24 protein-coding genes and 1 other RNA gene are annotated in these 25,625 nt (G+C 60.8%); 12 read left to right on the top strand and 13 right to left on the bottom strand.

Going from position 1 to position 25,625, the window contains the following annotated elements:
* Positions 1-62 precede the first annotated feature (62 nt).
* The 7 genes from QQK16_RS10820 to QQK16_RS10850 form a co-directional block, all read right to left on the bottom strand.
* The gene (locus tag QQK16_RS10820) at positions 63-2,303 is read right to left on the bottom strand and encodes an HDOD domain-containing protein (RefSeq protein ID WP_284196475.1); all 2,241 of its coding nucleotides are present in this window, start codon (positions 2,301-2,303) and stop codon (positions 63-65) included.
* 65 nt (positions 2,304-2,368) lie between these two features.
* Positions 2,369-2,947 (bottom strand): SMC-Scp complex subunit ScpB, encoded by a 579-nt coding sequence (gene scpB, locus QQK16_RS10825; RefSeq protein WP_308447010.1) that lies wholly within the window; start codon positions 2,945-2,947, stop codon positions 2,369-2,371.
* Positions 2,940-3,746 carry a segregation and condensation protein A gene (locus QQK16_RS10830; RefSeq protein ID WP_284196476.1) on the bottom strand — a complete coding sequence of 269 codons (807 nt, stop codon included), beginning with the start codon at positions 3,744-3,746 and terminating at the stop codon, positions 2,940-2,942. The genes scpB and QQK16_RS10830 overlap by 8 nt, the downstream gene beginning before the upstream one ends.
* Positions 3,746-5,065, bottom strand: coding sequence for a hemolysin family protein (locus tag QQK16_RS10835; protein WP_284196477.1), 1,320 nt, complete (start codon positions 5,063-5,065; stop codon positions 3,746-3,748). Before QQK16_RS10835 ends, QQK16_RS10830 begins: the two co-directional genes overlap by 1 nt.
* A gap of 266 nt (positions 5,066-5,331) precedes the next feature.
* Positions 5,332-5,994 (bottom strand): MarC family protein, encoded by a 663-nt coding sequence (locus QQK16_RS10840; RefSeq protein ID WP_284196478.1) that lies wholly within the window; start codon positions 5,992-5,994, stop codon positions 5,332-5,334.
* 169 nt (positions 5,995-6,163) lie between these two features.
* On the bottom strand, positions 6,164-7,495 hold the full coding sequence (locus QQK16_RS10845; protein WP_284196479.1) for an ATP-binding protein: 1,332 nt from the start codon (positions 7,493-7,495) through the stop codon (positions 6,164-6,166).
* Positions 7,492-8,169 (bottom strand): response regulator transcription factor, encoded by a 678-nt coding sequence (locus tag QQK16_RS10850; protein ID WP_284196480.1) that lies wholly within the window; start codon positions 8,167-8,169, stop codon positions 7,492-7,494. The genes QQK16_RS10845 and QQK16_RS10850 overlap by 4 nt, the downstream gene beginning before the upstream one ends.
* Before the next feature lie 597 nt (positions 8,170-8,766).
* Between QQK16_RS10850 and amaB the strand changes: the two genes are divergently transcribed.
* The 3 genes from amaB to QQK16_RS10865 all read left to right on the top strand — a co-directional run bounded on the left by amaB (position 8,767) and on the right by QQK16_RS10865 (position 12,432).
* A complete protein-coding gene (gene amaB / locus QQK16_RS10855) occupies positions 8,767-10,323 on the top strand; it encodes an L-piperidine-6-carboxylate dehydrogenase (protein WP_284196481.1) in 1,557 nt (518 codons plus the stop codon).
* A gap of 49 nt (positions 10,324-10,372) precedes the next feature.
* Positions 10,373-11,767, top strand: coding sequence for a CoA transferase (locus tag QQK16_RS10860; RefSeq protein WP_284196482.1), 1,395 nt, complete (start codon positions 10,373-10,375; stop codon positions 11,765-11,767).
* A gap of 197 nt (positions 11,768-11,964) precedes the next feature.
* On the top strand, positions 11,965-12,432 hold the full coding sequence (locus tag QQK16_RS10865; protein WP_284196483.1) for a ribosomal protein L7/L12: 468 nt from the start codon (positions 11,965-11,967) through the stop codon (positions 12,430-12,432).
* Between the two features lie 25 nt (positions 12,433-12,457).
* On the opposite strand, the gene QQK16_RS10870 is transcribed toward QQK16_RS10865, so the two are convergent.
* The 4 genes from QQK16_RS10870 to smpB form a co-directional block, all read right to left on the bottom strand.
* On the bottom strand, positions 12,458-13,726 hold the full coding sequence (locus QQK16_RS10870) for a DUF6445 family protein (protein ID WP_284196484.1): 1,269 nt from the start codon (positions 13,724-13,726) through the stop codon (positions 12,458-12,460).
* Positions 13,727-13,801: 75 nt separating this feature from the next.
* On the bottom strand, positions 13,802-15,379 hold the full coding sequence (gene guaA, locus QQK16_RS10875) for a glutamine-hydrolyzing GMP synthase (RefSeq protein WP_284196485.1): 1,578 nt from the start codon (positions 15,377-15,379) through the stop codon (positions 13,802-13,804).
* A 166-nt stretch (positions 15,380-15,545) separates the two neighbouring features.
* Complete coding sequence (locus QQK16_RS10880) at positions 15,546-16,709, bottom strand: GGDEF domain-containing protein (RefSeq protein WP_284196486.1); 1,164 nt, start codon at positions 16,707-16,709, stop codon at positions 15,546-15,548.
* Positions 16,710-16,975: 266 nt separating this feature from the next.
* Positions 16,976-17,425, bottom strand: a complete 450-nt coding sequence (smpB, locus tag QQK16_RS10885) for an SsrA-binding protein SmpB (protein ID WP_284196487.1) — start codon at positions 17,423-17,425, stop codon at positions 16,976-16,978.
* Between the two features lie 113 nt (positions 17,426-17,538).
* Here smpB and QQK16_RS10890 point away from each other — a divergent pair, with 113 nt between their 5' ends.
* The 6 genes from QQK16_RS10890 to nudB all read left to right on the top strand — a co-directional run bounded on the left by QQK16_RS10890 (position 17,539) and on the right by nudB (position 21,671).
* Positions 17,539-18,558, top strand: coding sequence for an asparaginase domain-containing protein (locus QQK16_RS10890; RefSeq protein ID WP_284196488.1), 1,020 nt, complete (start codon positions 17,539-17,541; stop codon positions 18,556-18,558).
* Between the two features lie 23 nt (positions 18,559-18,581).
* Positions 18,582-19,886: a sensor domain-containing phosphodiesterase gene (locus QQK16_RS10895; RefSeq protein ID WP_284196489.1), complete on the top strand. Its 1,305-nt coding sequence runs from the start codon at positions 18,582-18,584 to the stop codon at positions 19,884-19,886.
* A 43-nt stretch (positions 19,887-19,929) separates the two neighbouring features.
* Positions 19,930-20,027, top strand: an RNA gene (gene ffs, locus QQK16_RS10900) — signal recognition particle sRNA small type.
* 132 nt (positions 20,028-20,159) lie between these two features.
* On the top strand, positions 20,160-20,792 hold the full coding sequence (locus QQK16_RS10905) for a TetR/AcrR family transcriptional regulator (RefSeq protein ID WP_284196490.1): 633 nt from the start codon (positions 20,160-20,162) through the stop codon (positions 20,790-20,792).
* Between the two features lie 14 nt (positions 20,793-20,806).
* Positions 20,807-20,998, top strand: coding sequence for a YqaE/Pmp3 family membrane protein (locus QQK16_RS10910; RefSeq protein WP_284196491.1), 192 nt, complete (start codon positions 20,807-20,809; stop codon positions 20,996-20,998).
* Positions 20,999-21,188: 190 nt separating this feature from the next.
* Entirely contained in the window at positions 21,189-21,671 is a 483-nt protein-coding gene (gene nudB, locus QQK16_RS10915) for a dihydroneopterin triphosphate diphosphatase (RefSeq protein WP_284196492.1), read from the top strand.
* 81 nt (positions 21,672-21,752) lie between these two features.
* Here the strand turns inward: nudB and QQK16_RS10920 are convergent, their stop codons facing one another.
* A complete protein-coding gene (locus tag QQK16_RS10920; RefSeq protein ID WP_284196493.1) occupies positions 21,753-22,166 on the bottom strand; it encodes a hypothetical protein in 414 nt (137 codons plus the stop codon).
* Between the two features lie 100 nt (positions 22,167-22,266).
* Positions 22,267-23,160: a GNAT family N-acetyltransferase gene (locus tag QQK16_RS10925; RefSeq protein ID WP_284196494.1), complete on the bottom strand. Its 894-nt coding sequence runs from the start codon at positions 23,158-23,160 to the stop codon at positions 22,267-22,269.
* Between the two features lie 295 nt (positions 23,161-23,455).
* On the opposite strand from QQK16_RS10925, the gene QQK16_RS10930 reads away from it, so the two are divergent.
* Genes QQK16_RS10930 through clsB form a run of 3 tightly spaced genes read left to right on the top strand, consistent with a single transcriptional unit; the run spans position 23,456 to position 25,619 of the window.
* Entirely contained in the window at positions 23,456-24,217 is a 762-nt protein-coding gene (locus tag QQK16_RS10930) for an endonuclease/exonuclease/phosphatase family protein (protein WP_284196495.1), read from the top strand.
* Complete coding sequence (locus tag QQK16_RS10935; protein WP_284196496.1) at positions 24,217-24,459, top strand: hypothetical protein; 243 nt, start codon at positions 24,217-24,219, stop codon at positions 24,457-24,459. Before QQK16_RS10930 ends, QQK16_RS10935 begins: the two co-directional genes overlap by 1 nt.
* Entirely contained in the window at positions 24,459-25,619 is a 1,161-nt protein-coding gene (clsB, locus tag QQK16_RS10940) for a cardiolipin synthase ClsB (RefSeq protein WP_284196497.1), read from the top strand. The genes QQK16_RS10935 and clsB overlap by 1 nt, the downstream gene beginning before the upstream one ends.
* Positions 25,620-25,625: the final 6 nt, after the last annotated feature.

The following is a 25,625-nucleotide window of genomic DNA, read 5'->3' on the forward strand; positions in this document are numbered from 1 at the left end:
GTCAAAACCGTCCAAGCCGCGTCCTTCCCGTCTGTGCAATGCCAGCCAGTGGTACTACCGTTCTAACTGGGTGTCTTCTGCCTGATGGCCAGTATCGCCTGGTTACGCAGGGTCTTGCACAAGGCCAGTTCCTTCTGGCCCAGCCTCAGGCTGCCGGGCTTGGCCCTATCTGCGTAAAACAGCCCCACTATCTTCTTGTCTATCACCACCGGCATCAGCAAAAAGGTCTTGCCCGCCCCCGCTTGGCGAAACCACGCGGGGATGCGCTCGCGTATGCTGGTGCTGTCTACATCCTCAATCAGCACATCGGCATTTTTCGACAGCGTCACCCTGAACACATCGGCTGTTTCATCCAAGGGTAAGGCAAAACGGGCCAGGAAATCCTCTATGTTCTCGCCAAAGCCGAAACGCCCGACGATGGCATTGCGCTGCACGCTACGCGTTGCGATCAACACCCTGTCCACTGCCAGGCTGCGGAACAATGTCTCCAATATCATGCGCAGCAGATCGTTCAGGCGGAAATCAGCCACCAACGTCTCCGTCACGTCCTGTACACAACTGGCCAGCGCTTCCAGCACTTCAGGGCGGTCTGGCGCAGCTGGGGGTGATGCTGCCGCCTCTGCGGCCGTGGCAACCGCCGCAGCTGGCTGCCCCGACCCGGCCGCAGCGCCCGCCGCACCGGCGACCGGCAACCCTGCCAACTGACGCAAGCGGGCCAGCGCGCCCGAACCCTGTGCCTCCAGGCCAAAAATCGACGCCTCACGCAATGCCTCGCGCGCTGCATCATCCACAGCAACACGTAGTTCACGTTCGCTTAGGCGCATGGGCTCGCCAAACTGATCACGCACCTGCAAGAAACCCTTGAAGCGCTCAGGCTCGCTCTCGGCCAGTGTTGCCCGCATCAGGCTGCTGCCGGCATTGGCAAACAGGCGCAGCCAATCGGCATCATGGCGGGGTGGCTTGGGCTTGGGGTCTTCGGCCGCCATGCTGCTGATCAGCTTGCCGGGCAGATTCCAGCCTTTGGCCACCCCCATGCCGAGCTCTTCATAGCTGATACCCAGGATACGCCGGGCGGCAATATCATCACGCTCACCTTCGCGTACCAACTGCTGTATCTCCAGCGCCTCGGCGTGGAAGTAAAACAGGGTCAGCAAACGGCCCAGCAGATGAAACATGCCCGATACGCGGGCCTCTTCCACATCACGGTAGCCACTTTTCTCGGCCAGCTTGCGCGCCAGCAGGCTGGCAAAGAAGGCCTTGGCCACCTCATCCTTGAGCTCAATGGCATGGGTATGGTTGCTCAACTGCTCTATCAGCACCAGCGACATGGCCAGCGACTTCACAGTACCAAAGCCCAGCACCATCACCGCCCGCGAGATCGTACTGATAGCACCGCCAAACTGGCCATAGCTGGCCGAATTGGCCAGACGCAACACTTTGTTGGTCAGCGAAAAGTCACGCAGTATCACCGTGGCCAAAGACTGCAGCCGCTCGGTATCGCCATCTGCAATCCGTCCTATCGCCCCTATCGCCCGCGACAGCGCCGGAAAATCCTCCGTCCGCTCGATACGGCGCAATAGCAGGCCGGCCGGGCTCTCATCCTCTTCCGGCACACCGTCCAGCGCAGCCAGTTCAGCTTGATAGTCGGTCAGTGCCGCTCGCAGCGCCAGCAGGTGCTCGAAGGGTGGCACACCCGGCTCACCCAGGGCGCGCTGGACTATCAACTCCAACCGTGGATCCAGGTCGACAATCAGATCAGCCAGGGCAGGCAGCTCACCACGCTCATTCGGCACAGCTAACTGCCCGGTCAGCATATGGAACAGCAGCTCGCCCATGCCCCGCAGCGCATCCTCGCTGACCTCGCCCTTGGGCAGCAGCGCTGCAAGCTTGGGCCGGCCATCTCTATCCAGCAGCACACGCTCGGCGGTTATCCAGCCCAGTGAATAGCCCATCAGGCGGGCATGCGCCGCCCCATCAAGCAGACGTAGTGCCAGCTGGACCGCCTCCCCTCGCTCCAGCGGCATTGATTGCAAGCGGGACGCCAGGCTTTGGCCTTCGCCCCAGCGGTATGCCAGCCAGGGCTCGCCATCAATCTCGGCAGCCCCATCCAATGGCAGCATGACCGCATGGCCTGCATCCTGCGGGGACAATTCGGCATCCAGGCCAGGATCCGGCACCAGCAAGGCAGGACGTCCGTCCTCGCCATGCGCATGCCAAACACCGCCCTCGTCGGCAATCAGGGTATAAACGGTCTCGTCCATGCCACGCCCAGTGGTGACCATGCCAATCTCAGGATCGGTCATGGGTATTCGAATTAAATTATATTCCGAGCGTAGCAGAGGCAGCCAAGAAAGCCACCAACGGTCAATTATTCGGGCGTTTCCACTGACTCAGGCAACACCAGCCGTCCCAACTCAGCCAACGGCGGCAGTTCAGTGCGGCTCTTAAGTCCCATATCATCCAGGAAGGCACGCGTGGTCGAGTACAGGCCGGGCCGACCAGGTGTCTCGCGGTGCCCCACCACCTCTATCCAACCCCGCTCCTCCAAGGTCTTGACGATATTGCTGGAGACGGCAACCCCACGTATTTCTTCTATTTCACCGCGTGTCAGTGGGCCCTTGTAGGCAATAATGGCCAGTGTCTCCATCACTGCACGGGAATACCTTGGAGGTTTTTCCGGGCTAAGCCGGTCCAGATAGGGCTGGAACTCCAGCCTGGCCCGAAACCGCCAGCCGCTGGCCAGCTTGACCAGTTCCACGCCACGGCCCACCCAGGCGGACTGTATCGCCTCCAGCACCTCGTTCAGCAGTTCGGCACGCAGCTCTTCGGCGAACAACTTCTTGATATCGTGCAGGCTGAGCGGCTCCTGTGCGACCAGCAAGGCGGTCTCTATCACCAGCTGCAGGTGCTGCCTGTCATGCAGGGCCGATTCCTGTGTTTCAGCCATGCGCCGGCTCCAAGGCCTCACTGCCTGCCAACCGCACATAGATGGGCTGGTAGGGTTCGGCCTGGGTAACGGCAATCAGGCCTTCCTTGGTCAACTCCAGCAGGGCAATAAAACTCACAACCAGCAGCGGAATACCCCGGCTGGTATCGAATAATTGGGAGAACTCCAGATAGCGGCCACCGGCCAGCAATTTCAGTATCTCGCCCATCTGTTCGCGCACACTCAATTCGTCCGGCTTTACCATGTGACTGCGAGTGTGTTTGGCACGCGCCAGCAGCGATAACCAGGCGGTCTTGAGGTCTACCGGGGTGACCTCGGGCAGGCGCACCACCATCTCGCGGTCAAACCATACGGCAGCCCAGCTGAAATCACGCCCCGCCTGGGGCAACTGGTCTATCTCGAAGGCCGCCAGCTTCATCTGCTCATATTCCAGCAGGCGGCGGACCAATTCGGCGCGTGGGTCATGCTCCTCACCCTCCTGCGCAGCAGGCCGGGGTAGCAACATCCGCGATTTGATCTCTATCAGCAGGGCCGCCATCAACAGGTACTCTGCAGCCAGCTCCAGTTGCTGCGCATGCATCACCTCGACATAGTCCATGTACTGGCGGGTCACCACCGCCATGGGAATATCAAGTATGTCCAGATTCTGCTTGCGTATCAGGTAGAGCAATAGATCCAGTGGCCCCTCGAAACGCTCCAGCATTACCCGCAGGGCATCCGGGGGGATATACAGATCCTGCGGCAGCTCGGTAACCGGCTGGCCGAACAGCAAGGCCAGCGGTTCGGCCATGCCATTCATCAGTCTGTCCCAGGTTCCACTGGCGCAGAGTCATCGGCGCTGGGGTCGCGGGTGGCCAGCACTTTGTCGATGCGCTTGCCATCCATGTCCACTACTTCAAAAATCCAGCCACCCCAATCGAGCTTGTCCGCCGTCTGCGGCAGGCGCCCCAGCAACAGCATCAACATGCCAGCCAGGGTGTGGTAGCGGCCCTTGTCCTCTTCCGGCACATCACGCAGGGAAAGTCGGTCCTTCAGCTCGGGCACCGGTATCAAGCCATCCAGCAGCCAGCTGCCATCCTCGCGCTGAACAGCCCAGGCATCTTCTATATCGTGCGGCTTGAACTCACCGGTAATGGCCTCCAGCAAGTCCTGCAAGGTCACCAGGCCCTGAATCTCGCCATATTCATCCACCACCAGTGCCATCTGCACCGAGGTAGTCCGGAAATTCTCCAGCAGTTCCATGCCGGTCAGCGTTTCCGGCACATAAGCCACTTGCTGCAGATGGGTAGCAAAGTCGGCCTGCTGGCCACGCAAAGTCTGCCCCAATATCTGCTTGGCAGTGGCGATGCCCAGCACCTCATCCAGGCCACCCTTGCAGACCGGGTAGCGCGAGTGGTCAGTCTCGGCAATCTTTTCCAGGTTGACGGCGCGCTCATCCTCCACGTCCAGGAACACGATTTCCGAGCGTGGCGTCATCAGCGAGCCAATCTGCCGATCATCGAGTCGGAACACATTGCGCACCATCTCGTGCTCATGCTGCTCGATGGCACCGGATTCCGAACCTTCGGCCAGCAGCGCGTGAATTTCTTCCTGGGTCACGGTATTGGTCTGATCGGTGCGCACACTCAAGGCGCGCAATACCACCTCGGTCGAGACCGTCAGCAAACGTACAAAGGGTTTGGTCAGGGCCGCCAGCCAGTTCATGGGGCGGGCAACCAGGCGAGCAATCGGCTCAGGGTTCAACTGGCCTATGCGCTTGGGCACCAACTCGCCCAGCACGATGGACACATAGGTGATGCTGACCACCACCAGGATCAGCGCCAGCAAGTCGGCGGCTTCCGCCCCCAGCCCAAAACCTTCCAGCCAGGTAGAGAACGGGCCGGCCAGAGCGCTTTCGCCAACGATACCGTTCAGCACACCGATGGAGGTGATGCCGATCTGCACGGTAGACAGGAAGCGGGTGGGATTTTCGCCCAGCTTGATGGCTGCAATCGCCCCGGTATCACCGGTTTCCGCCAGTACCTGCAAACGGGCACGGCGAGCTGCGACAAGGGCGATCTCGGACATGGCGAATAGGCCATTGAGTATGATCAGTCCGAGTAAAAGGGCTATCTCCATTATGGAATAACTGGTTGTGGCGAAGCCGCTAGTTTACCTGCCAGCAGGCCATTCGGGCAGATTACGCAAAAATCCCCCAAAAAATCGGGGCTTTTCAGCACCCACCCCAAGCTCATGACTTGCCGCCCCCCCAGCATTTGCGCCACTGCTGGCCAGGTTGCACAAATTAAAGGCAAGCCAGCACCAACCCTGCCCTTTCAAGCGCTTGATGCAATTATCCACAAGCCGCCCACAAGCTTTTCCAGTGCCGCTGTGGGTGATTCCGCTCAAACCAGCAAGCCACGCAGCAGCTCCGACGCGCCATTCCAGAAAATCTGCACGCCGATGCAAAGCAGGATGAACGCCGATAGGCGCAGGAACACGGTAATGCCGGTTTCACCCAGCCTTGCCAGCAAGCGGTTGGCGTAGCGATAGCTGAAATACACCACGGCCGTCAGCAACACGATGCCGATCACCCCGCCCGCCAGGTTCAACTCATCGATACCACTGCGCGTGCGCAGTGCCGCTCCCAAGGTAATCGCCACCGAAATCGAACCCGGCCCGATGGTGAACGGGAAAGTCAGGGGGAAAAACGCACGTCGTATGATGGCCGGCCCGGTAGGCTTGGTGGCAGCCGCCTCGCTACTATGGTCGTCTGCCTCCAGCAGTTTCCAGCCTGCCGCCGCCACCACTAGGCCGCCACCTATCTTGACTACCGCCAGTGAGATGCCGAAGAACTTGAGCACATAGTTGCCGACAAACATGGCCCCTAGCAGCAGGAAGAAGCCATTGATGGCGATGCGCTTGGCAATCAGCCGTCGCTCCTGGTCGCTGGCGCCATGGGTATAGGTCAAAAAGATGGGCGCCACACCCGGTGGGTTGATGATAGGCAGCAGGGCCGTCAACACCAGCAGGATGCTTTTGATGAATTCAATCAGATCGGTTGTCATGGCAACTTGTTATATAGGTCAGATCGGCCAATGATGGCAGCATGACTTGCCGCTGTGAACTGGGGGTATTCCGGCACCACCCTGCACAAAAAACAGGCAGCCACCAAAAACCGGCTGCTTTCAGCAGCTTGCAGCAGCTGTCCACAGGGCACCCACAGGCTTGTCCCACTCAGGCTGTGGATGCGATTACCGGAAACACCAAGCTGGCACAGAGACCGCCACGATTGCTGAAATCAAGTTCAGCCCCGTGCAAGGCCACTACCCGCCGGACGATGGACAGACCCAGCCCACTCCCCGGCAATACGCTATCCAGCCTGTAGAAGCGCTCACCCAAGCGCGCCAAGGCGGCATCAGGTACACCAGGGCCATTATCCTGCACCGACAGACTCAGCCGTCCCGCCATTGTCTCCAGCGACACAGCCACATGTCCGCCAGACGGCGCATGGTTGATGGCGTTGTCCAGCAGATTGCGCACTGCCAAGCGCAGCAGGCTGGCCGAGCCAAACAGCATTGAAGGCTCACCGTCCAGCGATAGCTCAATACCCCGACCCATGGCCTGGCAGGCGCAATCAGCCAGTTCCTCCCGCGCCAGCAGCAGTAAATCGAACACACCGGCATCCGGCACAGCGGCAAGGTGATCCAACCGCGCCAGCAACAGCAACTGCTCGGTCAGCCGCGTTGCACGGCTCACGCCTGCCAGAGCCTGTGCCAGCGCATGCTGCCGCGCAGCAGCAACCGGTTCCGCCATTGCCACCTCCAACTGGGCGCTAATGGCCGCCAATGGGGTACGTAGCTCATGCGAAGCATCCGCCGTAAAGCGCCGCTCGTTTTCCAGCGCAGCTTCCAGTCGCGTCATCAACAGATTGATTTCCGCCATCAAGGGCTGCGCTTCATCCGGGATGGCGCTTGCCAACACCGGAGACAAGTCATCCGGTCGCCTGGCGGCAATCTGGCGCGACAGGTCTTCCAGCGGGGCCAGGCCACGGCCCACCGCCATCCAGATCAGCACCACCATCACCATCAGGGACAGCAACCACGGCGAACCCAGCCCGACAGCCAGCCCTGCAGCCAACTCATCCCGCTCATACCAGGGCCGGGCTACGGCCAGCCAGCGATCACGCAAGGGCTCTTTCACCCACAGCACGCGCCAACGCTGCCCGCCTATCTCCAATGTTTGCAGCCGCTCACCCGATTGCCGGAACGCCAGTTCCGGTGCAGCCTGGCTGCGAAACACCGGCCTGCCCTGCAGATCCCAGGCCCAGGCGGCAAAGGCATCATCATCATTGAAGGCATGCAAGCCAGGCGCATCGACCGCCGCCTGTATCTGCCCCATGTCCAGCGAAAACAAGGTAGCAGCCACCTGCTCCAGCTGGTGATCGAACAACTCGTCCACCTCTTGCAGCATATAGAGATAGGACGCCACGGCCAGCAGCAACCAGACGGGGGCCAACACCCCCAGCAACAGCCGTATCAGGCGTCCACGTAACGATCTGCCCATCATGGGGCTGCCTCCGCTTTGGCAGGGTTCAGCATATAACCCACACCACGCAGGGTCTTGATCCAGTCGCTCCCCAGCTTCTTACGCAAATGATGGACATGGACTTCCACCGCATTGCTCTCCAGTTCCTCCCCCCAGCCATACAACGCAGCTTCAATCTGCTCGCGCGACATGGGCCTGCCCGGCTGGCTGATCAACAGCGCCAGCAGGTCAAACTCGCGCCCGGCACAGGCCAGCGGCTGGCCTGCCAGCGTCACCGTGTGGGTAGCCGGATTCAACACCAGCTCGCCATGCTGATAAAGCGGGTCACTGCGCCCGGCCGCACGGCGCAGCAAAGCCCGCAAACGGGCAGCCAACTCCCCCAGGGCGATAGGCTTGACCAGATAGTCATCCGCGCCCGCATCCAGGCCTGTAATACGGTCCTCCAGCGCATCGCGGGCAGTCAGCATGAGTACTGGCGTAGACAGACGCCTTTCCCGCAAGCGCTTCAGCAGCGAAAGGCCATCACCACGTGGCAAATTCCAGTCCAGCACCACCGCCGCGAACGGTTCTGCAGCCAGCGCGGCATCCGCCGCCATCGCATCGCAAACCCAATCCACGGCAAAGCCTGCCTGGCTCAATCCCGCCTTCAGGCCATCGCCCAGCAGGGCATCATCTTCCACCAGCAATATGCGCATCCAGCAAGCTACCTCGATAGTTATGAGCGGCTAACAAAACCCAGCGTAGCCGGTGCTGGGTTGACCTGCTTGTCGCCATGAAGCATTGCTGCATCCTGGGTATCTCGCTCCCAGCTGCATTCAAGCACGGCCACCATAGCATGCAAGGGCACCATGGCCGGCTGCCCGCAAGCGCCTTGTGCCTATCCCACCTTGAACTACTTGACCTGATAACCCTCAGCCTGCCGCTGTTCTTGCCCCTCAGAACAAACAGAGAGCCTCATGGCAAGTTCCCAGAAGTCATGATCCCGGAGCCCGCATTAGACACAGGCTTGCTTAAACCAAACTTAAGCGAAGGTTTGGCCCACTTGCCCGAAAAACAGGCAGCACTGAGAAAGCGCCATGCTTCAAGCAGTTGCCATACTTATCAACATGCCGCCCACAGGCTTACCCCAGGCTGACGTGGACAAACCAGCCATTGCAGATAAGCCTGCAAAACTTGCTTGCGCTCTATAAGCTACCTTTTGAATAATTGATACAAGCCCCCCCCCGCAGAGGGCATACCGCTCGGCCCAACCGCATCACCGACCCTGTGCGAACAGCACCCCAGGAACTGCCATGCGCCTACCCCCAGACCTGATTGCCGACCTGCGTCTCTCAGACCTTGCGGCCGAGCCACTCTGGCCCTCTGCCCTGGTCGCCGGTGCAGCCCACTATGCCGATAGTGCAGCACGTGACATGCGTTCCCCCATCGACCACGCCCTGCTCGGCAGCTATGCCCCCGCCTCGGCCGGGTTGGTCAACCACGCAGTGGAAGCAGCACATGGTGCCTTTCTCAAATGGCGTACCGTACCTGCACCCTTGCGCGGCGAGCTGGTACGGCGCATAGGCGAGCAGATACGCCAGCGCAAACAGGCCCTGGCCAGCCTAATTACTTTGGAGGCCGGAAAGATCAGCAGCGAGGCCGAAGGCGAGGTACAGGAATGCATTGATATCTGTGACTTTGCCGTAGGCCTGTCGCGGCAGTTGCATGGGCTTACCATCGCCAGCGAGCGCCCCAGCCACCGCATGATGGAGCAATGGCAGCCGCTGGGCGCGGTAGGCGTCATCACAGCCTTCAATTTTCCCATGGCAGTCTGGGCCTGGAATGCCATGCTGGCCCTGGTATGCGGCAATGCAGTTGTCTGGAAACCCTCGGAAAAGACGCCCCTGTGCGCCATCGCCTTGCAGCGGCTGGTCGAATCGACCATAGACGAGATGACCGAGAGCGTACCCGCCCACCTCTGCCAACTGGTATTGGGCGAGCGCGAGGCGGGTGAGCGGCTGGCAGCCCATCCTCTATTGCCCTTGCTGTCCGCCACCGGCTCCACCCGCATGGGCCGTACTGTCGCCCAAGCAGTAGCGGCACGCCTGGGGCGTTCCCTGCTTGAACTGGGCGGCAACAATGCGTTGATCGTCGCCCCGACCGCCGACCTGGAAATGGCCTTGCGCGCCATTGTCTTTTCGGCCGCCGGCACCGCCGGCCAGCGCTGCACCAGCCTGCGTCGGCTAATCGTGCATGAGAGTTTGGTGGATACCCTGTGCCAACGCCTCACCCAGGCCTTCGAGAGCCTGCCCATAGGTCATCCCGGCGCAGAAGGCACGCTGGTAGGGCCGCTGGTGGATGCCGAGGCCTACTGGGCCATGCAGCAAGCCCTGCAGGCTGCCGAACAGCAAGGTGGTCAGCGTCTGGCTGGCGGCAATCGGCTGGAACAGGGTGTACCGGACCATGGCTACTATGTGCGGCCCGCACTTGTGAAGGTACCCGGCAACCTCCCCATCGTGATGGAGGAAACCTTTGCTCCCATCCTCTACCTGATGCCCTATAGCGAGCTGCAGGATGCCATCGACCTCAACAACGCGGTGTCCCAGGGACTCAGTTCCGCCATCTTCACCGATAGCGTGCGCGAGGCCGAGACCTTTCTAGGGCCAGCTGGGTCAGACTGCGGTATCGCCAACGTCAATATCGGTACCAGTGGTGCCGAGATAGGCGGCGCCTTTGGCGGCGACAAGGATACAGGAGGCGGTCGAGAATCCGGTTCAGATGCCTGGCGCAACTATATGCGTCGCACGACCAACACCGTCAACTACGGCACAGCCTTGCCACTGGCCCAGGGTGTAAAATTCGAGGTCTAGCCTCAGGCACAAGGTTGCTCAGGCCTTGTCGCGCCACACAAGGAATCCGATGCAAGCTCCCCTTCCTCAATACGCCCTGGCACAGCTTTGGGCGCTGACCGGCCTGCCGCAGCAGGCACTCGAACATATCCACCTCGAGGGCGACGACCCCATACTCCCCTCCACCTTTGCTGTAGGCAGCGCTGCCCAGGCCAGTCTGGCGGCCAGTGCGCTGGCCGCAGCCACGCTATGGCACCAACGCACAGGCAACTGGCCCGACGTTCGCATCAATATGCGCCACGCTGCAATTGAATGCCGTAGCGAACGCTACCTGCTGGTGGATGGCGCGCCGCCGCCCGACCCCTGGGACAAACTGGCTGGCGCCTATCGCTGTGGTGATGGCCGCTGGGTAAGGTTGCATACCAATTTTCCCCATCATCGCGACGGCGTGCTGGCGCTGCTGGGTTGTGCCAACGAGCGCGCCTCGGTGGCAGAAGCGCTGTTGAACTGGCAGGCCGAAGCCTTTGAAACCGCAGCCAGCGAGCGAGGCATGGTAGTGGCGGCCATGCGCAGCTTTGCCGAATGGGATGCACACCCGCAGGCCGCTGCCATTGCTGCCCTACCCACCTTTACCCTGGAGCAGATAGGCGACGCGCCTGTGCAAGCCCTGCCCGCTGGCGACAGGCCGCTATCTGGCATCAAGGTGCTCGATCTAAGCCGTGTGATAGCAGGCCCGGTGTGCGGCCGTACCCTAGCCGCCCATGGCGCCGATGTGTTGATGATCACCTCGCCGCGCCTGCCGGCCATTCCCTTGCTGGTGATGGACACCGGCCGGGGCAAACGCAGTGCCGCGCTGGATCTGACCCAAGCAGCCGAGCAAGCACAATTGCTACAGCTATTGGCCCATACCGACATATTCATGCAGGGCTATCGCCCCGGCGGCATGAACGATATGGGGCTGGGGCCGGAAGCCTTGGCCGCCTTGCGACCTGGCCTGGTCTATGTTTCGCTCAGCGCCTATGGTCACCAAGGCCCTTGGGCGCACAAGCGGGGCTTCGATTCGCTAGTGCAAACCGCCATGGGTTTCAATCATGCCGAGTCCTCAGCTGCAGGTGAGGCAGCCCCCAAGCCCCTGCCCATGCAGGTATTGGACCATGCCAGCGGATACCTGATGGCACTGGGCGCCATGGCGGCACTGCATCGCCGCGCTACGATCGGTGGTAGCTGGCATGTACGGGTATCACTGGCACAAACTGCCCACTGGCTGCGACAGCTGGGCCGCCTGCCTGATGGATTGCAGGCGCCGGACATCTCGGCTGCCGAAGCACAGCCGTATTGCGAGACCGCGCCATCAGGCTTTGGCCAGCTGACCGCAGTACGCCATGCGGCCGTGCTGAGTGGATTGCCGCCTCATTGGTCACTGCCTGCCGTACCGCTGGGACATGATCCCGCAGCATGGTGGTAGGCACCATACGCACTAAAGGGCGATAAGGGACTCTCAAATGCTTCGACTTCCAGCCGAGGTGCGCGTGTAAACCTCAGAGCAGCATATATTTGATATGCAAGCAAAAGTCGCTATCGCGCAACGCAGTATTGCGACGATATCAAGGTGGCTGGCAGCCCCCTACCGTGAGCCCCCCCCCCCCCGACAAGGAGTGCACCATGCCCACAGGTCACACCACACTGTCGCCGCAGGCGATCAGCGCCATCCAGAACGGCAATCTGCTTGAAGCCATCAAGATCGTTCGGGGGGATACCGGTTTGGGTTTGAAGGAAGCCAAGGAACTGGTCGAGCAGTATCGGTCTGGCAAACCGTTAGTGGGCAGCCTACAGCCTGGCTCGCCCACACCGCAGTTCGGCGACCAGTTGCCCCCCGCTGCCCGGGCCGCACTCAGCCAGGGCAACATCATCGAAGCCATCAAGCAGGTACGGGCCGAAACAGGCCTGGGCCTGAAAGAGGCCAAGGATCTGGTAGAGCGCCATCAATCGGGCAAGGCGCCGGCCAGCAGCAAGCCCCGCTTAGGTTCGGGCCAGGTGGCCGAAAGCCGCTTTGGGGCAGGATTCTGGCTGGCCGTCATCCTGGGTGGGGCACTGCTCTATCTGTGGTTCAGCGGCAGCTTGTCTGGCTAGCCCTGGCGATACGGCAGGTGGTGGCTCATAGCATTTCAAAACTGAATAGGCGGGTCAGCCTACCGTTGTCGAAACCCTCCCCAAACACATTGTCCACCGCATGAAAGTGATTACCCTTGTACAGCACCAACCGGTTGTAGCGCATGGGCACGGTAAAAAGTTGCTGCCAGCGGTCGCGCTGAGCCGCAAAACCGGCAAAGGCACGCGGCTCACCCAAGGGGGTTTCGCGTCGTAGAAAGGTCTTGAAATCCGCATAGCCAGCCGCCCGCAGCAGCGCATCGTCCGGCCGGCGCAGCCAGCCCGTGGCGGCATGGCGCCAAAAACTGGTGCCACCCTGGCAGTGCTCAGGCCGCGTCAGGTAGAGCACGGCAGCATAATGGCGAGTCTCCGTCGCCAGCTCATCATCCACATGGATATCGGTACGTGCCGTGGCATCTGCCAACGTCAGGCGCATCACGCCGTTGTCGGGCGACAACCATTTGAGCCGGCGCCCCAATCGGTCAGCTAGCGCCTGCATGATGGCCTCGCAAGGCAGCAGGCCGGTTTGTGACCCAGGATAATTGCCCCTGGCTACGCCATATTGCAGTCCAGCAGCCCAGGCTCTGGCCGCATCAGGATCAGGCAGAAAATCATCGAGCACATGCAGATCAGCATCACGCAACACCGTGCGCACCTGCTTCTCCTCCGCCGCCTCGCCCAACTGCAGCAATGGAAAGGGATCACCCACCGCGACCGTCGCGGAGGGTGAGGCAAAACCCATATAGGTTTGCTCAGGCAGGCAAGGGTCGGCCGTACATGCCGCCTTGTAGTAATCCATGGCCTCGGCGGCATCGTCCCGGTCGTAAGCCGCCAGCGCTAGCGCCATCAGTGTCGGTACATGTCCCGGGTGCTGCTGCAGCAACTTCAACCTGGCTTGCCGTGCACCGCCCAGATCCCCCATGCGTTGGTACAGAGCAGCCAATGCCTGCCCATACGCCAGATCCCCGGGGGCCAAGTCGCTTGCACGCTGCCGATGCACCAATGCCTCCTGCAGCTTGCCCACCCCTTGCAGCATCTGCGACAGATGGTCATGCAAGGCTGCCGTGTCCTCGCCAGCCGCCAACGCCTTCTGCAGCATCACCCTGGCCATATCGGCCATACCCTGCTGGGCCATGCACAGGCCCAGGTAGTGCAGCGCCAAGCCACAGCCAGGCTCCAGGGCCAGCGCCTGCTGGTACAAGGCCGTCGCTTCGCGCAGGCGTCCCTGCTGGTGCAGGCCCATACCCTGCTCGGCCATCTGGCGCGCTTTATTCATGCAGTCCTCACGTAACAACGGCCCGCAATGCAGCGAGCCGTTGTCTGAGAGCCTAGGCCATTACCCAGCCCAGACTTATTCCCACTCTATGGTTGCCGGCGGCTTGCCCGAAACGTCATACACCACCCGGTTGATGCCACGCACCTCGTTGATGATGCGGTTGGACACCCGTCCCAGCAGGCTATACGGCAGCTCAGCCCAGTGGGCTGTCATGAAATCGCTGGTCACCACCGCGCGCAGGGCCACCACCCATTCATAGGTGCGGCCATCGCCCATCACGCCTACCGACTTCACCGGCAGGAACACTGCAAACGCCTGGCTGGTCAGCTCGTACCAGGTCTTGCCGCTGTGCTCGTCGCGGGTATTGCGAAGTTCTTCGATAAAGATGGCATCGGCACGCTTCAGCAGTTCAGCGTAATCGCGCTTCACCTCGCCCAGTATCCGCACCCCCAAGCCTGGGCCGGGGAAAGGATGGCGATACACCATGTCGTGGGGCAGCCCCAGCGCAACGCCCAGTTCGCGCACCTCGTCCTTGAACAGTTCGCGCAAAGGTTCCAGCAGCTTGAGGTTCAGGGTCTCAGGCAGGCCTCCCACGTTGTGGTGGCTCTTGATGGTATGAGCCTTCTTGGTCTTGGAGCCCGCCGATTCGATCACGTCCGGGTAGATGGTGCCCTGGGCCAGCCACTTGGCATTTGGCAGCTTCACCGACTCGCGCTGGAACACTTCCACAAACTCGCGGCCAATGATCTTGCGCTTCTGCTCGGGGTCGGTCACCCCCTCCAGGAAGCCCATGAACTCGGTGCTGGCGTCCACGCGTATCACCTTTACACCCAGGCCGCGGGCAAACATCTCCATCACCATATCGCCTTCGTTCAGGCGCAGCAGACCGTGGTCAACGAATACGCAGGTCAGTTGATCGCCGATGGCGCGGTGTATTAACGCCGCCGCAACCGAGCTATCCACCCCGCCCGACAGACCCAGAATCACTTCCTCGCTGCCAACCTGCTCGCGTATCTTCTTAACCGCCTCGTCAATATAGTTAGGCATGGTCCAGCTAGGCTGGGCGCCGGCTATGCCCAGCACAAAGCGATGCAGCATATCGGTGCCGCGCTTGGTGTGGGTTACCTCCGGGTGGAACTGCACAGCGTAGAACTTGCGTGCCTCGTCGGCCATGGCCGCGATAGGGCACGAGGCTGTCTCGGCAATCAGGCCAAAGCCGGCAGGCATTGCTGTCACCTTGTCGCCATGACTCATCCATACATCCAGCAGACCATCGCCGGCTTCGTTGGTACGGTCTTGCAGGCCGTTGAACAGCTGCGAGTGGCTACGCGCACGAATTTCGGCATAGCCAAATTCTCGGCTGGCGCCTGCCTCTACCTTGCCGCCCAATACTTGCGCCATCCATTGCATGCCGTAGCAAATACCCAGCACAGGCACGCCCAGCTGCAGCAGGCCAGCATCAGCCTGGTAGTCGCTCTCATACACAGAGTTGGGGCCGCCAGACAGAATAATGGCTTTGGGATTGAAAGCCTGGATATCGGCCAAGGGCATGTCATAGGGATGCAGTTCGCAGTAGACATGCGCCTCGCGGACGCGGCGGGCAATCAGCTGAGCGACTTGCGAGCCGAAGTCGAGGATAAGGATTTTGTCCATGGCGGCCTTCCGTGCAAAAACCGGATTTTACAGGAGCCCGGCGAGCAAGCGAAGGGCGGATTGCACAGGGCATAGGCAGTTAAGCGCCCAGATGGCGCTGAGAACATGGACCATCCCCCTGCCAAGTCCCGCCAGCATGGTACCAGTCACCTCACAGCCAACCGGCTCAGACCGACATCGCCAATATCTGCACCCTATTCTGCCCTGTCGATTGGGCGGCCTCCAGCGCCTTCTCTGCCGTCACCAACAACAGGTCCACATCGTTCTGCCCCTCCGCCAGGCTGGTCACACCAATGGTCACGGTAAACCAGAGGGGGCCATTCGGGGTGTAGATAACCAGGTCCTCCACCCGTCGCCGCAATCGCTCCGCCACCTTCTGGGCGCCATCGCTGGGCGCATTGAGCAATAGAATGGCAAAGGCATCACTGCCCAGGCGAGCAAAGGTGTCCACATCGCGCAATTCCTCGCGCACCACCCGGACAAACTGCAACAAGGCCTCGTCACCCGCATTCATGCCATAGCGCTGGGTCAGATGCTTGAAGTTGTCGATATCCACCCGCAGCATGGATGTCGGCGACCAGGCGCGCTCGATCCGCCGAGCCTCCGCCTGCACGATCTCGCCAAAGCCTCGCCGATTGAAGCAATTGGTAAGTGGGTCCTGCTTGGTGGCATACATCAGCTCGGCCGCTATGCGCTCATGGATCAGCAGCATGCAACCCAGCGCCAGCCAGATGCCAAAGAACAGCACCAACACATAGAACACCAGCTCCCGCAAGGCATGCACATCCCCTGTCTCGGTCGGGTAGATCACCCCCAGCACCAGCCGTAGCAGATTGACCAGGCACCAGCTGTAGATAATGCCGCGGAACAGCGTATGCCCCAACCGGCGCTGCGGCTGCACCGGCTGTCTGAGCGCGCGTACACCGGCGATGCCAAACACGACTTGGGTAATCGAAAACAGGGTCAGGCGGGCGTGGTAGTCGGGCCAGACTACGCCAAACAGCAGCAATGCCAGGGTATTGCACAGCAGCATCGCCAGCACAAATCGCCAGCGCCTGGGGCGCTCGAAGAAATCATCGATACCCAGCAAAATACCGGCACAACCCAGGCTGGCCAGAAAATCCGGCAGCGCCCCCCAACGCGGCAGGCTGGTCAGCACCAGAGAAAACGTGAACAGCGAAGCGGCATAGGCCAACAGCCCAAACGCCCAGATGCGAGGCCCGCTCATGATGCTGCGTACCCGTATACCGCTTACATAGACCAGCGCTGCCAGCTGTAGAAGCATCAACGACTCGGCCAGCAGCAAGGTGGGGATGCTGAGAAAACTCATGGACGGCATGTGCCGGCAGGCGGCTTGATCAAGGGGTGTAATACAAGGTTCATGCCGGTGTTATAGCCAAAATCAGCCTGTCACCGGTATGAACAATTACACCAATCTAACGGCCCACACACACGCCAAGGCGTGCTAGCCCGCCTGCGGCGAGCGTAGGGGTCTGGCCAGATTAGGGGTAGCCGCTAGCAACAAGCACCCGGGTTGCCCGGGTGCATGAGCTGAAGGTACCTACCCTATGACGCCCGTACGGCCGAAGTAGGCTCTCAACGCTTGTGCACCTTCATCGCCCGCTGTATCTCGCGCTGGGCATCCTTGGTCCGCTCGCTATCACGCTTGTCATGCAGCTTCTTACCCTTGGCAAGACCCACAGACAGCTTGATGCGGCCACCCTTGAAATGCATGTCCAGTGGTGCCAGGGTATAACCCGAACGCTCCACCCGGCCTATCAGCTTATTGATCTCAGCCTGGTTCAGCAGCAGCTTACGGCTGCGAGTCGGGTCCGGCACGATATGGGTGGAGGCGCTGGTCAGCGGCGAGATATGGGCGCCCACCAGATAAAAGGCGCCGTTACGCAAGATGACATAGCCTTCCTTGATCTGCACCTTGCCAGCGCGGATGGACTTGACCTCCCAGCCCTCAAGCACAAGGCCGGCCTCGTACTTCTCTTCGATGAAGTAATCGTGAAACGCTTTACGGTTATCAACTATGGACATGGCTGGATGCGTTCTGCAGAGCGCGGTAAAGTCCCGCCGTCGCCACCGTGGACGACTGCGCACTTCCGCGCATAACAATTCAAAGCGCCGATATTAACTGAATCGACAACGCCATGCCCCACAAGCGCCTATTTGTCATCTATGCCGGCGGCACCATCGGCATGCAATCCACCGCCAGCGGCTATGCCCCGGTCGCCGGCTATTTGCCGCAGGAGCTGGCCCGCATTGCCAAGCGCACCCCGGGCTTCCCCGCCTATACGCTGAAGGAATACGCCCCGCTGATAGACAGCAGCAACCTTCAGCCGGCCCACTGGAACACCATGGCAGCCGATATCGCTGCCAACTACGACAGCCACGACGGCTTTGTCATCATCCACGGTACCGACACGCTGGCTTACACCGCCTCGGCACTCAGCTTCATGCTAGAGAACCTGGCCAAGCCGGTCATCGTTACCGGCGCCATGGTGCCGCTGGCCGAGCAGCCCAACGATGCCGAGCAGAACCTGGTAGATGCCTTCCACTGGGCTACCGAATCCAAGCTCTATGAAGTCTGCGTGGCTTTCAATCGCCAGCTACTACGCGGCAACCGCGCACGCAAGCTATGGGGAGCCGAGATCGGCGCTTTTGGTTCGCCCAACTACCCCATCTTGGGCCGAGTGCAGGGGCACCATGAATTTAATCCGGCACTCTGCCTGCCCAAGCCTGCCGCGCCATTCAAGGCACATCAGATCAACCCGGACCTCGCCATCGTTGGTATCAAGCTCTATCCTGGTCATACGGCGAGAATGATGGAGAATCTATTAGAGGCCGAACCCGCCCTCGCTGCCGTGGTGCTCGAAAGCTTTGGCGCCGGCAACGCGCCCGACGCCGATACGGCGCTGCTGTCGGCCTTCGCCAGCGCAGCCCGGCGTGGCACCGTGCTGCTCAATGTCACCCAGTGCATCTCGGGCAAGGTCAGCGATAGCTATGCCGCTGGCACGGCCCTCAGCCGCGCTGGCCTGATCTCAGGCCAGGATCTCACGCCCGAAGCCGCACTGGCCAAGCTGTACTTCCTGCTATCGCAGCCACGCGGCGTGCTAGGCTGGGAGGACACCCTACCAGTCAATCTACGTGGTGAACTGTCAGCAAGCTGATTGGGATAGAACCGTCATTGTCCATGCCACCCATCCATGCGCCTTACCAGCTCGATACCTTGCTCGACCTTTGCCAGGTCGAGGGCGAGCAGCATATTGCCCGCCATGCCAGCTTCGTGCTGCATAGCCACTTCCAGCCCATTTACAGCTTCGCCCACCGCCGTGTAGTCGGCCATGAGGGCCTGATGCGAGCCTGGTCCGATGCAGGCAAGGTGCTGTCGCCCTACACTGTATTTGCCTCCGCCCGATCCGAATCCGAGCTGGTGACACTGGATAGGCTCTCCCGCCTGCTGCATACCCGCAACTTTGTCACCCAGATGCAGGCCTGCCAGGAGCCCGCTCACTGGCTGTTCCTGAATGCCGAACCCAATGCCTTTGCTCATGCAGGTCAATACGGCCGCTTCTTCCCGGAGATGCTGGACAAGCTGCAGCTGCCGCCACAGCAGGTGGTGGTGGAGGTGCTGGAAACCGCAATCGAGAATAACCGCGCCCTCAGCCATGCCGTGGATTACTTCCGCGACATGGGCTGCCTTATCGCCATTGATGACTTTGGCGCCGGCCACTCCAATGTGGATCGCGTCTGGCGCCTACGCCCCGATATCGTCAAGCTCGACCGTACCCTGATTGCCGATGCATCGGAAAACCGTGAAGCGCGGCTGATACTGCCGGGCCTGGTCAGCCTGCTGCATGAGGCCGGCTCCCTGGTCCTGGCCGAGGGCATAGAAACCGAAGAGGAAGCCCTGCTGGCACTGGAGGCCGACTGTGATCTGGTTCAGGGCTACTATTTCGCTCGCCCCAGCCCCAGCATTCTCTCCGCCGAGCCTGCCAACCCAGTGTTCGATACCCTCTGGCAACACTTCAACACCCATGTGCGTGAGGAAATAGACCAGACGCAACGGCAGTTGGCACCCTATCGCACCGCCCTGCTGAAAGGCGCGGCCCGTCTGGCCGATGGCGATGCATTTGGCCTGGCGGCCCAACCATTCATGGATGAGCCCGCCGCCATACGCTGTTTTCTGCTCGATGCAGAGGGTCGACAGGTTGGCGCCAACCTGACTCCCACCACACCAGCCAGCGAGAAAGCCCCGCGCTTTTCGCCACTGGACGATGCCCGCGGCGCCATCTGGTCACGCCGGCACTATTTTCGTCAAGCCATGAAGCGCTTTGGCGAGCTACAGATTTCACGCCCTTATCTATCCATCGTGGGCGAAGAACAGTGCGTTACGCTATCGCTGGGCATTATGCTGCACGGCCAGCAGCATGTGCTTTGCGGCGATTTGCTATGGCAGGGCCCTTCCGAATTCGACGTAAGGCCCGGTAGTGTGTAGAATGCTGGCTGTTCGTCGCGCTGGCGGCGAATGTTGTCTCAATGGCGGGTCTCCCCGCATTGCCAAGTCGTGAATCTGGTCAGGTCCGGAAGGAAGCAGCCACAGCGGTGCAGGCAAGTGCCGGGGGTCGGGCTCGCCACCTCCCCTTCTCAAGCTTTAACAGCCGTCCCTACGCAGCCATTGCGTCGCCCGATGCCTGTTTGTGCAGCTTTTTCTAGAGCTGCAGCTCAAACCTAGTAAGATTACGTCATCCTTACGCCACCACCTATCGTGATGAAGACCTACGACCGCATCGTCCAGGAAAGCCTCTTGCTCTTCAACGAGCATGGCGAGCGCCCGATTACCACCAACCATATCGCGGCCCACCTCGGTATCAGCCCTGGCAATCTCTACTATCACTTCCGCAACAAGGAAGAGATCGTCTACCAGATTTTCCAGCTCTATATCGACTACATGCGCAAGCACCTGCAAGTGCCGGAACACCGGGTACTGGAGCCCGAGGATCTGGGCCGCTACCTGGATGCCGCCTTTGCCGCCATGTGGCAGTATCGCTTCATGTTCTACGACCTGCCCGGCCTGCTCAGCCGCAGCCCTCAGCTCCAGACCGACTACCACAGCTACGTCAAGAACGAGCTTGCTCCCATCCTGGCCAAGGCCTTTGGCGAATTTGCCGCCATCGGCTTCATCAACATCAAGCCGGATGAGATCATGCCGCTGGCGACCAATACCTGGATGGTGGTGAAGTTCTGGTTTGCCTTTCAGCAAACCATCCATCCCGACCGCCCCATCAGCGAAGAAACCGGCAAGCAAGGTGCCCGCCACGTACTGGCCCTGTTCAAGCCCTACGTACAGCCGAGCTTCATGCCGGTGTTCGAGCAAATCGAAGCCCGCTACAAACCTGCCTGACCAGGCCCCCCAGCATGCGCCTGATTATCGCCATCTTTCTGCCGTTTATGCTGTTCTTCACCATAGGCCGCCCCATTGCCGGCCTTATCTGCCTGATCTTGCAACTGACGGTGCTGGGCTGGATACCGGCAGCCATCTGGGCCGCCTATGCCTTGTCCCAATACAAGACCGACAAGAAGATCGAGGCTGCACTGGGCAAGCGCTGACAAAACCCGGCATTGTGACTCTGGCTGACACAAGCAGGCGCATGTGACCAGGTAGTAGGTGGGTAGTGCAAGACAGTACAACAACACCCGTTAGGTTTTAAAAGCTGCTCTAAATCCAGGTGGCCCAACAAACCCTAGTCCTCAACATGCCTTAGAATAGCGCCACTTCCCACGCCCGATCGTCCACCTCATGACCAAGCCCTACAAGCGCCCTGAATCTGTCCTGGTGGTGGTTTACACCCCTGAACTGCAATCGCTCATCATTGAACGCACCGATTACAAGGATGCCTGGCAGAACGTGACGGGCAGCCTGGAAGAAGATGAGACTCCTCGCCAGACTGCGATACGGGAGCTGCAGGAAGAGCTTGGCATTGATGCCAGCCAGCACGAACTGCAGGATTGGGGCATTACCAATGAGTGGGAAATCTTCGAGATCTGGCGCCATCGCTACGCACCGGGTGTAACCATGAACACCGAGCATGTATTCGGCCTGCTGGTGAGCGAACGCTTTGAGCCGCAGTTGGCACCGCGCGAGCATACAGGCTGGTTGTGGCGGGACTGGAACGTGGCGGCCGAGGCGGTTTTCTCACCCTCCAATGCCGATGCCCTGCGCATGCTGCCCGAGATGGCCGAGAAGTTTGGCGCCAGCATGCTTCCCCAAGGCCACGCCTGAGACACGCAAGCGCCCCGCACCATCAGCCTGGCCAGCGCCAGCATGGCCTACCGTATAGGCCGGCCAAATTGGGCTGCCAACTCAAGGCGCAGCAGTTGGCGTAGCCGCTGCCTTGCAGTGCAGGCCCGCCTTGTCTTCCATGCCATTGCGCGCCAGCACCAGGCGTTTGGCGGCCGCACTGTAACTGCTGCGCGTAGTTTCAGCCTGCTTGCGCATACCCTCGCTGCAACTGGCGTTGTTCACCACCTCACTCAGCACGACTTCCACCTGTGTGGCTAACCACCAAGCCTGGCTCAATTCTGCCTGGACGGAGGGGGCCGCTTGGCACAGCTGTTCCACCGTGCTGTTGGCCAGGCTCTTGAGTCGGCCCTGCATGCGCATGTCCGCATCGTATGCCGCTTGTATCTGCGGCGTCGCACGGTCCAGCAGTTCCTTGCACTCAGCCAGTGCAGTGGCTGGCAGCAGCAACAGGGCCAGGGCGAAAATTTGCTTCATGATTTTGCCATCAAGAGTTGGAATCAAGCGAAGTATGCCGATGTCGTTGCTTTACCACCATACCGTTGCACCCGTCACGGTGCGCGCCCATCGTACCGCTTTATACCGCGCCGTAGCCCATGGATGGAATTGGCGCCGCTGGCTCCACCCCGCGTAGCGGCGCTTGCTGCAACCCGCCCAAGCGCTCAGGCAACATCAGATCAGCCACCCTGGCATGAAACTCAAAGCCACGCGTATTTTCCTTTGCTACCGTGAATCCCAGGCGGCGATGAAAACGTACCGATGCCGCATTGGTACGGTAGACATGAGATACCAGACGCTCAACACCACGCTCTGCAAACAAAGCACCGGAATCGCGCAACAGCTCTCCCAGTACGGCAGGCGTGCGCCAAGCAGGGTGAATGTTAAGCATCAGGACAAACCAGCAAACCGATTCATGGGGCGAATAATTAGCATAAGCCACCACCCTGCCCTCGCGCCGCACCAGCACAAAGGGGTGGCCAGCTTGCTGCGACGCTGCCAGTTGAACCATGCGTTGCGCCAGGCTGATGGTGTCGCCGGCCGCCTCAGTGTGCTGGGTCAGGGTCAGCAGGTCCAGCTGGGCCAGCTCAACCAGCAGGGCGTCCCCAGAGGGGCTCAATGCAGAAACTCCGGCAAGCCCCCCGGCCAGGCTGGGAAGGCTGAGGATCACCACCCCTCTGGCCAGCCAGGTCCATACCGGGCTGCTGCTGTTGCTGGCGCAGCGCCACACCACCCAGGATGCCAGCAACCCATGCAGCACCAACAGGCAGAACCAGCCCAATGCCACCTGCTTGAACAGCACCATGTCCAGTTCATGAAACCGCTTGCTGATCAGCACCCAGGCAAAAAATCCCCCTACTGGCAGATAGAGCACGACTTTGCCCAGCACATAAAACACCCACCAGGCTGAAAACAATCGGGCTTCGCCACTCAGGTGACTCAGCAGAAAACCCCGTGGATACAGGTTGGACATGATAAACAAACCAGGCGCGATGCCCCGGTGCGGTGACAAGAAAGCCGGATTCTAGCCGCAAGCTGACCAGCCGTACGACCCCAGTGCAAACTGGCCGCCCCTTGCACCATCTCAGCGACACCACGCCCTACCCAAGGGCAGCAACACAAGCCTGCCCCACGGCAATGCCTACCCGCCATAGCGCTTCCCAAGCGTGCATTTTTCCGCCACTAACGCCGTGAGATGGCTATATGATTCCACATAAGGCTAACCCTCTCGCGCAGGCCCTCACCGCCCCCGCACGGACGGCACCCAAGTGACGGAATCAAACAAAAAAACATTGCGGATCGCAACCTATAACATCCACAAAGGCATGTCGGCCTTTAATCGTCGCCATGTCTTGCCAGCGCTCAAGCACGCCCTGGGTGGGCTGACGGCCGATCTGGTGTTTCTGCAAGAGGTCCAGGGAGAGCACCAGGCCAGGGCGCAACGCCATCACGATTGGCCAGAGCACCCCCAGCATGCTTTTCTGGCGGACGATCAACTGCACCATGTCTACGGCCCCAACGCGGCATATCAGCATGGCCACCATGGCAATGCTCTGTTGAGCCGCCATCCCATCAGCAGTTGGCACAATCACGACATCAGCCTAAGCAAGCTGGAGCGGCGGGGCTTGCTGCACAGCCAGGTATTGCTGCCGGGGCGCGATCTGCCATTGCATGCGCTATGCGTACACCTTAACCTGCGCGCTACCGACCGCCGCGTGCAACTGGCCGCGCTGGCCGACTACGTCTTGGCGCATATACCTGCCGATGCACCGCTGGTGGTAGCTGGCGACTTCAACGACTGGCGCCAGGAAGCCTGCGGCTTTCTGCGCGAGGCACTGGATCTGCGCGAAGCCTTTCATAGCCTTCATGGCCGCGTGGCAGCCAGTTTTCCGGCACGGCTGCCCTTATTGGCCCTGGACCGCATCTATCTACGTGGCATGCATGTAGAACATGCCGAAGCCCACAGCGGCAAGAGCTGGGGCCAGCTGAGCGACCATGCACCCCTCACCGCCACTGTCAGGTTGAACTGATGCAGGATAAACACGGCCGCCTGGCCGAATACCCTTTCGATTTCCTCGCTTGCAAGAACGGCAGCGTCCAGCTTCGCGCTCATGGCCGGGTGGTGAAAACCTTGTCCGGCAAGGCGGCAGCCAGCTTTCAGCTCAAGGCCAGCCGGCTCGAAGGCCAGGCTTTGCAGCACTTGCTCGCGCGCGAAACCGGGCAGTTCAAGTTCGGCAATGAACGCTCGTCCGGACAGGAAGCCCCCTACTGATGCCCTGGCTGGAGGGTAACCAGCTCACCTTGCTACGCAATGGCGAGCAGTATTTCCCCGCCCTGCTGGCGGCGATTGCTGCAGCCCGACGCGAGGTGTTCCTCGAGAGCTATCTCTACGAACCCGACAAGATAGGCCGACAGGTTTCTGCCAGCCTGATGCGTGCGGCTCGCAGAGGGGTACAGGTGCATCTATTGCTGGATGGATTCGGTGCCCGTTACCTGCCCCAAGACCTGCGCCATAGTTTGCTGCAGGCAGGCGTGCGCCTGCTGTTCTTTCGGCCCGAGTCCACTCGCTTCTCACTCGATCGCCAACGGTTGCGACGCATGCACCGCAAGCTGGCAGTAGTGGATGGCCAGGTGGGCTTCATCGGCGGCATCAATATCCTGGAAGACCTGGATGGCCCAGGCCTCCCCCCGCGCTACGACTACGCCACCCGGGTAGAGGGCCCGCTGGTGGCCGAGATGCGCCACATCGCCGCCAGCCAGTGGCGCCAGACCTGCTGGTCTCAGCTCAAGCACGAATGGGCCGCCATCCCGCATCACCATCACACGCCGCCTGCGACAGGCCGGATGCTCGCCAAGCTGCTGCGGCGTGACAATCTGCGCCACCGCCGGGCCATCGAGGCTGCCTATCTGCAGGCCATCAAACAGGCCCGTGAAGAGATCGTCGTGGCCAATGCCTACTTTCTGCCAGGCATTACCCTCAGGCGAGCATTGCTGGCGGCAGCCAACCGGGGTGTACGGGTGGTCATCCTGCTGCAGGGGCGTCTGGACCATGCCCTTCTGCACTACGCCACCCGCGTACTTTACCGCCCCCTGTTGCTGGCCGGGGTAGAGATACATGAGTACACCGCAGGATTCATGCACGCCAAGGTGGCTGTGGTGGATCGAACCTGGTTGACGGTGGGCTCGTCCAATATCGACCCCTTCAGCCTGCTGACGGCCCGCGAGGCCAATATCGTCGCCCTGTACGCGCCCCTGGCCCATGAACTGAGGGCGGATATCCAGCGGCACATTAATGAAGCCGCTCAACCGGTACCCGCCGAGAGCATCATGGCCGCCCCCTGGTGGCGCCGTGTGCTGCCCTGGCTGGCTTACCAGCTGGTACGTGGCCTGCTGGGTTTGACGGGGTATGGCAAGCGCGAGTACCGCGAATAAGCATCG

The sequence above is a fragment of the Chitinimonas prasina genome (genome assembly GCF_030160395.1).
GTDB lineage: Bacteria > Pseudomonadota > Gammaproteobacteria > Burkholderiales > Chitinimonadaceae > Chitinimonas > Chitinimonas prasina.

Excerpts from the sequence above, each read along its gene's own strand:
- QQK16_RS10820 (WP_284196475.1), bottom strand. The coding sequence starts at position 2,303 with ATGACCGATCCTGAGATTGGCATGGTCACCACTGGGCGTGGCATGGAC.
- QQK16_RS10830 (WP_284196476.1), bottom strand. The coding sequence starts at position 3,746 with ATGAATGGCATGGCCGAACCGCTGGCCTTGCTGTTCGGCCAGCCGGTT.
- QQK16_RS10890 (WP_284196488.1), top strand. The coding sequence starts at position 17,539 with ATGCCCCACAAGCGCCTATTTGTCATCTATGCCGGCGGCACCATCGGC.
- smpB (WP_284196487.1), bottom strand. The coding sequence starts at position 17,425 with ATGTCCATAGTTGATAACCGTAAAGCGTTTCACGATTACTTCATCGAA.
- QQK16_RS10905 (WP_284196490.1), top strand. The coding sequence starts at position 20,160 with ATGAAGACCTACGACCGCATCGTCCAGGAAAGCCTCTTGCTCTTCAAC.
- QQK16_RS10935 (WP_284196496.1), top strand. The coding sequence starts at position 24,217 with ATGCAGGATAAACACGGCCGCCTGGCCGAATACCCTTTCGATTTCCTC.
- QQK16_RS10910 (WP_284196491.1), top strand. The coding sequence starts at position 20,807 with ATGCGCCTGATTATCGCCATCTTTCTGCCGTTTATGCTGTTCTTCACC.
- QQK16_RS10920 (WP_284196493.1), bottom strand. The coding sequence starts at position 22,166 with ATGAAGCAAATTTTCGCCCTGGCCCTGTTGCTGCTGCCAGCCACTGCA.
- QQK16_RS10895 (WP_284196489.1), top strand. The coding sequence starts at position 18,582 with ATGCCACCCATCCATGCGCCTTACCAGCTCGATACCTTGCTCGACCTT.
- QQK16_RS10865 (WP_284196483.1), top strand. The coding sequence starts at position 11,965 with ATGCCCACAGGTCACACCACACTGTCGCCGCAGGCGATCAGCGCCATC.
- QQK16_RS10870 (WP_284196484.1), bottom strand. The coding sequence starts at position 13,726 with ATGAATAAAGCGCGCCAGATGGCCGAGCAGGGTATGGGCCTGCACCAG.
- nudB (WP_284196492.1), top strand. The coding sequence starts at position 21,189 with ATGACCAAGCCCTACAAGCGCCCTGAATCTGTCCTGGTGGTGGTTTAC.
- QQK16_RS10925 (WP_284196494.1), bottom strand. The coding sequence starts at position 23,160 with ATGTCCAACCTGTATCCACGGGGTTTTCTGCTGAGTCACCTGAGTGGC.
- QQK16_RS10845 (WP_284196479.1), bottom strand. The coding sequence starts at position 7,495 with ATGATGGGCAGATCGTTACGTGGACGCCTGATACGGCTGTTGCTGGGG.
- amaB (WP_284196481.1), top strand. The coding sequence starts at position 8,767 with ATGCGCCTACCCCCAGACCTGATTGCCGACCTGCGTCTCTCAGACCTT.
- scpB (WP_308447010.1), bottom strand. The coding sequence starts at position 2,947 with ATGGCTGAAACACAGGAATCGGCCCTGCATGACAGGCAGCACCTGCAG.
- clsB (WP_284196497.1), top strand. The coding sequence starts at position 24,459 with ATGCCCTGGCTGGAGGGTAACCAGCTCACCTTGCTACGCAATGGCGAG.
- QQK16_RS10880 (WP_284196486.1), bottom strand. The coding sequence starts at position 16,709 with ATGAGTTTTCTCAGCATCCCCACCTTGCTGCTGGCCGAGTCGTTGATG.
- QQK16_RS10835 (WP_284196477.1), bottom strand. The coding sequence starts at position 5,065 with ATGGAGATAGCCCTTTTACTCGGACTGATCATACTCAATGGCCTATTC.
- guaA (WP_284196485.1), bottom strand. The coding sequence starts at position 15,379 with ATGGACAAAATCCTTATCCTCGACTTCGGCTCGCAAGTCGCTCAGCTG.
- QQK16_RS10840 (WP_284196478.1), bottom strand. The coding sequence starts at position 5,994 with ATGACAACCGATCTGATTGAATTCATCAAAAGCATCCTGCTGGTGTTG.
- QQK16_RS10850 (WP_284196480.1), bottom strand. The coding sequence starts at position 8,169 with ATGCGCATATTGCTGGTGGAAGATGATGCCCTGCTGGGCGATGGCCTG.
- QQK16_RS10860 (WP_284196482.1), top strand. The coding sequence starts at position 10,373 with ATGCAAGCTCCCCTTCCTCAATACGCCCTGGCACAGCTTTGGGCGCTG.